Source organism: Kitasatospora sp. NPDC059599 (assembly GCF_042735125.1).
Classification (GTDB): Bacteria; Actinomycetota; Actinomycetes; order Streptomycetales; family Streptomycetaceae; genus Kitasatospora.
The window spans coordinates 7680-13965 of record NZ_JBHWCL010000207.1 but is presented as its reverse complement, the minus strand read 5'-3'; the positions used below and the strand labels follow the sequence as shown (position 1 = coordinate 13965).

Annotated in this window: 7 protein-coding genes and 1 tRNA gene; 4 read left to right on the top strand and 4 right to left on the bottom strand. The window is 73.6% G+C overall.

Annotated elements, in window-relative coordinates; genetic code table 11:
- Positions 1 to 149: 149 nt before the first annotated feature.
- Together dcd and ACFV04_RS40630 are read right to left on the bottom strand one after the other, a co-directional pair.
- Positions 150 to 725, bottom strand: coding sequence for a dCTP deaminase (dcd, locus tag ACFV04_RS40635; RefSeq protein ID WP_360253880.1), 576 nt, complete (start codon positions 723 to 725; stop codon positions 150 to 152).
- 71 nt (positions 726 to 796) lie between these two features.
- Positions 797 to 1018 carry a hypothetical protein gene (locus ACFV04_RS40630; protein WP_030056617.1) on the bottom strand — a complete coding sequence of 74 codons (222 nt, stop codon included), beginning with the start codon at positions 1016 to 1018 and terminating at the stop codon, positions 797 to 799.
- 274 nt (positions 1019 to 1292) lie between these two features.
- On the opposite strand from ACFV04_RS40630, the gene ACFV04_RS40625 reads away from it, so the two are divergent.
- The 3 genes from ACFV04_RS40625 to ACFV04_RS40615 all read left to right on the top strand — a co-directional run bounded on the left by ACFV04_RS40625 (position 1293) and on the right by ACFV04_RS40615 (position 3112).
- A tRNA-Gly gene (locus tag ACFV04_RS40625) sits at positions 1293 to 1366 on the top strand.
- Positions 1367 to 1478: 112 nt separating this feature from the next.
- On the top strand, positions 1479 to 1859 hold the full coding sequence (locus ACFV04_RS40620; protein ID WP_380536109.1) for an ACT domain-containing protein: 381 nt from the start codon (positions 1479 to 1481) through the stop codon (positions 1857 to 1859).
- 116 nt (positions 1860 to 1975) lie between these two features.
- A complete protein-coding gene (locus tag ACFV04_RS40615) occupies positions 1976 to 3112 on the top strand; it encodes a M20 family metallopeptidase (RefSeq protein WP_380336938.1) in 1137 nt (378 codons plus the stop codon).
- Between the two features lie 133 nt (positions 3113 to 3245).
- On the opposite strand, the gene ACFV04_RS40610 is transcribed toward ACFV04_RS40615, so the two are convergent.
- Positions 3246 to 4361: a nucleotide disphospho-sugar-binding domain-containing protein gene (locus ACFV04_RS40610; RefSeq protein WP_380336935.1), complete on the bottom strand. Its 1116-nt coding sequence runs from the start codon at positions 4359 to 4361 to the stop codon at positions 3246 to 3248.
- Positions 4362 to 4585: 224 nt separating this feature from the next.
- On the bottom strand, positions 4586 to 5368 hold the full coding sequence (locus ACFV04_RS40605) for an alpha/beta fold hydrolase (protein WP_380536107.1): 783 nt from the start codon (positions 5366 to 5368) through the stop codon (positions 4586 to 4588).
- Positions 5369 to 5696: 328 nt separating this feature from the next.
- Between ACFV04_RS40605 and ACFV04_RS40600 the strand changes: the two genes are divergently transcribed.
- Positions 5697 to 6176, top strand: a complete 480-nt coding sequence (locus ACFV04_RS40600) for a hypothetical protein (RefSeq protein ID WP_380536105.1) — start codon at positions 5697 to 5699, stop codon at positions 6174 to 6176.
- Positions 6177 to 6286: the final 110 nt, after the last annotated feature.

Below are 6286 nucleotides of genomic sequence, written 5' to 3'. Positions count from 1 at the left end.
CGCCGGACCCCCGGGGGGCGGGCCTGCGGTCCGCGGGACCCCCGGGGTGGGGCCCTGCGGCCCGCGGGAACCCCCGCGGGGGCCCACCCCTCACCGTGAGGGGTGGCCGCCCGTCTGCGTGCGGCTCCGCGGGTCTGCGGTCCTGCGGATCAGACCTTGCTGCGGTGGAAGTTCAGGTAGGAGCGGGACGGCGTCGGGCCGCGCTGGCCCTGGTAGCGCGAGCCGTAGCGCTCCGAGCCGTACGGGTGCTCCGACGGCGAGGAGAGACGGAACAGGCAGAGCTGCCCGATCTTCATGCCCGGGTACAGCTTGATCGGCAGCGTCGCGACGTTCGACAGCTCCAGCGTCACGTGGCCGCTGAAGCCGGGGTCGATGAAGCCCGCCGTGGAGTGGGTGAGCAGGCCCAGCCGGCCCAGGCTCGACTTGCCCTCCAGCCGGGAGGCCACGTCCTCGGGCAGCGTGATGACCTCGTACGTCGAGGCCAGCACGAACTCGCCCGGGTGCAGGATGAACGCCTCTTCGCCCTCCGGCTCGACCAGCCGGGTCAGGTCCGGCTGCTCCTCGGAGGGGTCGATGTGCGGGTACTTGTGGTTCTCGAACACGCGGAAGAAGCGGTCGAGGCGCACGTCGATACTCGACGGCTGGATCATCGCCGGGTCGAACGGGTCGATGGAGACCCGGCCCAGGTCGATTTCGGTCCGGATGTCCTTGTCAGAGAGCAGCACGCTTCGAGGTTACGTGCAAGAAAGGGCCCCGGACGAATCCGTCCGGGGCCCACGCATCCGTCCGCCCGCCGTCAGGCCAGGAACTCCGCGGCCTCCAGCCGCATCGCCTGCGCCAGTTGCGGCTCCGACAGCTCCCGCACGTCGGCCAGCACCGAGCTCCGCAGCCGTCCGCACTGCGGACAGCGGATCAGCCGACCGGGGCCGAGCCGGCCCGGACCGAGGTTCTGCATCGGGAACGTGGTGGTGCTGAACAGGTGCCCCTCGGCACAACGAACGACGGCGCGCTGCTCCATCGATCCCCTTCCCATCCCTAACCAGTACTCACCGGTACTCACACGCCCGGCGGCCGAGCCCCGGGACAGCGTCACATTAGGGGATGTTCCGGACATTCCTCATCGTGGCTCGCCGCCCCGACCCCACCCGCCGGAGCACTCGTACGCGGCCCACACAGTACGCCCCGGCGCCCGCCCCCACCCGGCGCCGCCGCGCCCCCGGACCCCTCGTGCAAGCGCAGTCACGGATGGGGTACAGTGACACTGGATCGAGCGGTCTCTGACGGCTCATCAGGCGGGCGTAGTTTAATGGTAGAACATGAGCTTCCCAAGCTTAGAGCGCGAGTTCGATTCTCGTCGCCCGCTCCACTACCGAAAGCCGCAGGTCATACGACCTGCGGCTTTTGCGTTGTCCGGCCTTCTGCGGTGCGCTTCGGGGCGGTGGGTGCCCGTCCGGGGCGGGCGGTCCTACGATCGGTGGGTGACTACGGCGGGCGCGCAGCAGCTGCGCATTCTTGAGGGGGACCTGTGCGTCGAGCGGGCGGTCGACGAGGGGGTGGCGCTGGCGTCGCGCTGGGTCTCACTGGTCCGGGCCCCGGAGGGGCTGACGGTGGTGCGGGAGGTGGACGCGGGGGCGGACGGCGCGTCCGTCGAGCGGTGGAGGGCGTTGTACAGCGGTGACAGCGCGCACGGGCTCGACCTGCCGGGTGTGTTGTCGCGGCTGATCGCGCCGTTGGCGGCGGCCGGGGTGCCGGTGTTCGTGGCGTCGACGTACGACGCGGACCTGGTGCTGGTGCCCGCGGAGCGGTTGGCCGGGGCGGTCGCGGCCCTCCGGACGGCCGGGCACCGCGTCGAGGAGTAGGGGCGGGAGGCCGGCGGGGCGGGAGACCGCCCCCGGGTGCGGTGGCGCGGGGGCGGCCGGGTTCGATGGAGGGGTTCTTCGCCCGGAGCGGGCGATCCGCCCCGTCTGCCCGGGAGATGACGATGCACAGCAGTGCCGACGTACGTGTCGAGGAGATGCTCGACGATCTGCGCAGGCTCGTCGAGGTCGAGTCCCCGTCCCGTGACCCGGAGGCGCTGCGGGCCTCCGCCGGGGTCGTCGCGGAGATGATCGAGCGCAGGCTGGGCGGGCGGGCCGTCCTGGTGGAGAGCGGGGCGGGGCCGCACGTCCACTGGTCGGGCGGCGGGGAACCCCGGGTGCTGGTGCTCGGCCACCACGACACGGTGTTCCCCCTCGGCACGCTCGCCCGGCGGCCCTTCCGGCTGGAGCAGGGCCGGGTGACCGGGCCGGGCGTGTTCGACATGCTCGGTGGTCTCGTGCAGGCCGTCCACGGGCTGGCGGCGCTGGACGACCGGACGGGTGTGGAGATCCTGGTGACCGCCGACGAGGAGGTCGGTTCCGGCGCCTCCCGGGCGCTGATCGAGGAACGGGCCCGGGCCTGCGGCGCGGTCCTGGTGTTCGAGGGGGCGGGCGAGGGCGGCGCCCTGAAGACGGGGCGCAAGGGCTGCGGCACCTTCGAACTGTCCGTCAGGGGGCGGGCGGCGCACGCCGGGCTGGAGCCGGAGGCGGGTGTCAACGCGCTGGTCGAGGCGGCACACCAGGTGCTGGACCTGGCGGCGCTGAGCCGTCCGGAGGCCGGGACGACGGTGACGCCGACCATGGCGTCGGCGGGGACCACCGACAACGTGGTGCCGGCGGAGGCGACGGTGACCGTGGACGTCCGGGTCGAGACGGAGGGGGAGAAGGAGCGGATCGAGTCGGCGTTCGCGAACCTGCGCCCGCACCTCGACGAGGTCGAGATCGTGGTCCGGGGCGCCGTGGGCCGGCCACCGATGCCGCGGTCGTCGTCGGAGCGGCTGTTCCGGCTGGCGCGCCGGCTGCTCCCGGGCGTCGAGGGCGTGGCGGTCGGCGGTGGCAGCGACGGGAACTTCACCGCCGCCCTGGGAGTGCCGACGCTCGACGGCCTGGGCGCGGTCGGTGGCGGTGCCCACGCCGACCACGAGTACGTCGTGGTCGACGCGATGGTGCCGCGGGCGCGGCTGGTGACCGGACTGGTGGAGGCGATCCGGGAGGAGTTCGGCCCGGCCGGCGCGCCGCGCGCGGCCGACCGCTGACCCGACCGGACCGGCTGAGCGGCCGGACGGACGGCGCGGCCCGGCAGCCGGGGAGGCTGCCGGGCCGTCGCGTTCGGTGGTGCGGTGCGGTGCGCGGTTCAGTGTGGTGCGCTGCGGTGCGCGGAGCCGTGGCTCAGCGGGTGGCGAGGGCTTCGAGGGCGGGGACGAGGTCGGCCGGGGCGGGCAGGGCCGCGTTCTCGGCCCGGAGCCGGTGGGCGGCGTCGCGGAGGTCGGGGTCGGTGACCAGCCGGTCGAGGAGGGGGGTGTCCACCTCGTCGGACGCGGAGCTCAGCGCGGCGCCGCTCGCGGTGAGGGCCTCGGTGTTGATGAAGTGGTCGGCGCCCTGCGGGAGGAGCAGCTGGGGCAGGCCGGCCTGGAGGGCGGTCAGCATGGTGCCCGAGCCGCCGTGGTGGATCAACGCGTCGGCGCGGCCGAGCAGTTCGTTGAGCGGGACCCAGGGCAGTCCGCGGACGTTGGCGGGCAGGGTGCCGAGCGGGGCGAGGTCGGCGCCGCCGACCGCGAGCAGGAAGTCCGCGTCGACCTCGGCCGCGGCCTCGACCAGGCGGACGACCGCCCGGACGCCGTCGAGTTCGGCGAGCACGGTGCCCAGGGTGACGACGATCCGGGGCCGGTCGGCGGGGCGGAGGAACTCGGTCGGGACGATGCCGCCGCCGTTGTAGGGGACGTAGCGCATCGGCAGGCCGTCCGGGTCGCCGCCGAGCGGGCCGACGTTGAGCGCGGTGGAGGCGGCGGGGCCGTCCAGGCCGTGCCGCTCGTAGACGTCGGTGAAGTGGGAGGCGAGCAGGCCGGTCATGGGGAGGCCCGCGCTGACCCCGAAGTTGTTGACCACCGACGGGATCTTGAGCTTCGTGGCCACCAGCGGGGCGGCGGCCTGGAAGGAGTCGTGGACGAGGAGGTCGGCGCCCCACTCGGTGGCGGCCTCCAGCAGCCCGTCGACGGAGGGTCGGGAGGCGTGCGCGAAGATCCCGGCCGCCATGTCGAAGATCTCGTCCTGCGACCTGTTCGGGGCGACGTACTCGATCTTGCCCTGAAGCCGCTCCTCGAACAGCTCCCGCAGGACCCGGCCGTCGCCGATCTCGACGACGGGGAAGCCTGCGCTGCGGACCTGGTCGAGCGGCTGCCCGCAGGCGAACAGGACCTCGTGCCCGGCGGCGCGCAGCGCCTGGGCGGTCGGCACCATCGGGAAGAGGTGGCCGGCCGCAGCGGGGCCGGTGAAGAGTATGCGCATGGTGAACTCCTTGCCAATGAAGCTGACGAAGCAGTCTCACCTTGACAGTTGACGTTCAGTCAATTTCATTCCGATCTCCGGGCGCGGTTATCGGCCGTTCTGTGCAGGGGCTTGTCATGCGGGCGGGGGTGTGCTCCGCACCCCCGCCGTCCGCCCCTGCCGTCCGCCCCCGCTTCCGTCGTCCGGCCCTGCCTCCGTCGTCCGCCCGGTGTCCGCGGCGCCGTTCACGCGGCGTCGAGGAACTCCCGGACGGTCTTGGTGAACGCCTCGGTCTCCTCGGCGAGCACGATGTGGCCGGTGTCGAACTCGGCGTAGACGCTGCCCGGGAGGGCGGCGTGCAGGCGCCGCGCGTTCTGCACGGGGACGGTGGCGTCCTGGGTGCAGCCGATCACCAGGGCCGGGGCCTGGACCCGGGGGAGCAGCGGGGTGAGGTCGAGGGCGAGGTTCAGGGCGATGTGCCGCAGGGTGCCGGGAGTCGGCCGCATGTAGGCGGTGTTGGCCTCGACGGCGGCGCGCCCGATCCGGTCGAGGAAGCCGCTGCTGAAGGCGGTGAGGGTGGCGTAGCCGCCGAAGGCGTCCGGGTGGTCGGCGAGCGACAGCCAGGTGGCCATGGAGAGGCGCAGGTACTCGTCCTGTTCGGCGCTGATCCAGCCGGCGGCGGCGACCAGCCGGCGGACCTGCTCGGGGCGCCGGGCGGCGGCCGCGGTGGCGACGACGGCGCCGAGCGAGAAGCCGAAGACGTCGACGGGGCCCCGGCCGGCGTCGTCGATCACGGCGTTGACCTGGGCGGCGAGGGTTTCCAGGGTGAGCGGTGCGCCGTCGTCCTCGGCGGCCTCGCTGCCGGAGAGGTCGGGCAGCAGCACGGTGTAGCGGTCGGTGAAGGAGTCCAGCAGGCCGTCCCACATGCCGGAGCCGGGGCCGGTGCCGTGGACGAGGACGAGGGTGTCGGGGCCGTCGCCGACGACGCGGTAGGGGATGCGGGCGGTGCCGACGGTGATGGTGGGCATGGCTGGGTCCTCTCGAAGGCGGTGGTGCCGTGTGGTCGGCGGGTCGGTCCCGTCGGCGGCACAAGAAGTAAACTACACAGTGCAGAGCAATGATTCAACTGCACCGTGCAGTGCAATGAAGGGGTGTGGGAACGGTGAGGGGTGGAACTGTCCGTACTCGTCCACCGTCCAAGCAGTGACGGAACCCCAGCCCGGGTTGAACGCCGGGAGGAGTACGGAGGGCCCTGTGCAGTCAGGTGGTGCCGAACTCAACGTCGGGAGCCCGGGCGGGCGCCCCGGTGGTGCGCCGATCGCGCCCGCGCCGTGGTGGCCCGGCGTGGAGCGCGGTGTGACGGTCGATCAACTCGATGCCGCCCAGCGCTGCGAGGCGCTGCTCCAGGACACCCTGGACGCCATCGACCCGACGCCGGCCTGGCAGGAGGCGCCCCCCGTGGCGGGTGCGCGGCTGCCGCGGCCGGGGCGCGGGTCGGCCGCGCTCTGGTACGTCACCCGGGGGCGGGACATCCTCACCGTCGTCTCGCTGCCGCGGCGGGCGGTGCTGGTGGACGTGGTGGAGCAGCACTGGCGCCGGAGCGGATGGACGATCACCTCGCTGAACGCCGGCAGGGACCGCCCGGGAGTCGCCGCGACCACTCGGGACGGCTACCGACTGGCGCTCTGCTTCGGGGAGTTGGGCGAGCCCGGCCTGACCGCGAGCTCACCCGGGGTGGCCCGCTCGGAGCAGATCCCGGTGCTGTCGGGAGAGGGGGGCCTCGGCCCGGCCCCGTTGCCGTACGTCTGCTGCCCGTACTGGAGCGCGCTGGCGTAGACGGGGCCGGAAGGCCGAAAAGGGACCGGGGGAGGCGTGGGGGGGGGGAGCCCCGCCGACGGGCCACGCCGGTCAGCTGACGGGGGACGGGGGGGCGCGCCCGCCCCCGC

Excerpts from the sequence above, each read along its gene's own strand:
- ACFV04_RS40630 (WP_030056617.1), bottom strand. The coding sequence starts at position 1,018 with ATGGAGCAGCGCGCCGTCGTTCGTTGTGCCGAGGGGCACCTGTTCAGC.
- ACFV04_RS40615 (WP_380336938.1), top strand. The coding sequence starts at position 1,976 with ATGACGATGCACAGCAGTGCCGACGTACGTGTCGAGGAGATGCTCGAC.
- ACFV04_RS40610 (WP_380336935.1), bottom strand. The coding sequence starts at position 4,361 with ATGCGCATACTCTTCACCGGCCCCGCTGCGGCCGGCCACCTCTTCCCG.
- ACFV04_RS40605 (WP_380536107.1), bottom strand. The coding sequence starts at position 5,368 with ATGCCCACCATCACCGTCGGCACCGCCCGCATCCCCTACCGCGTCGTC.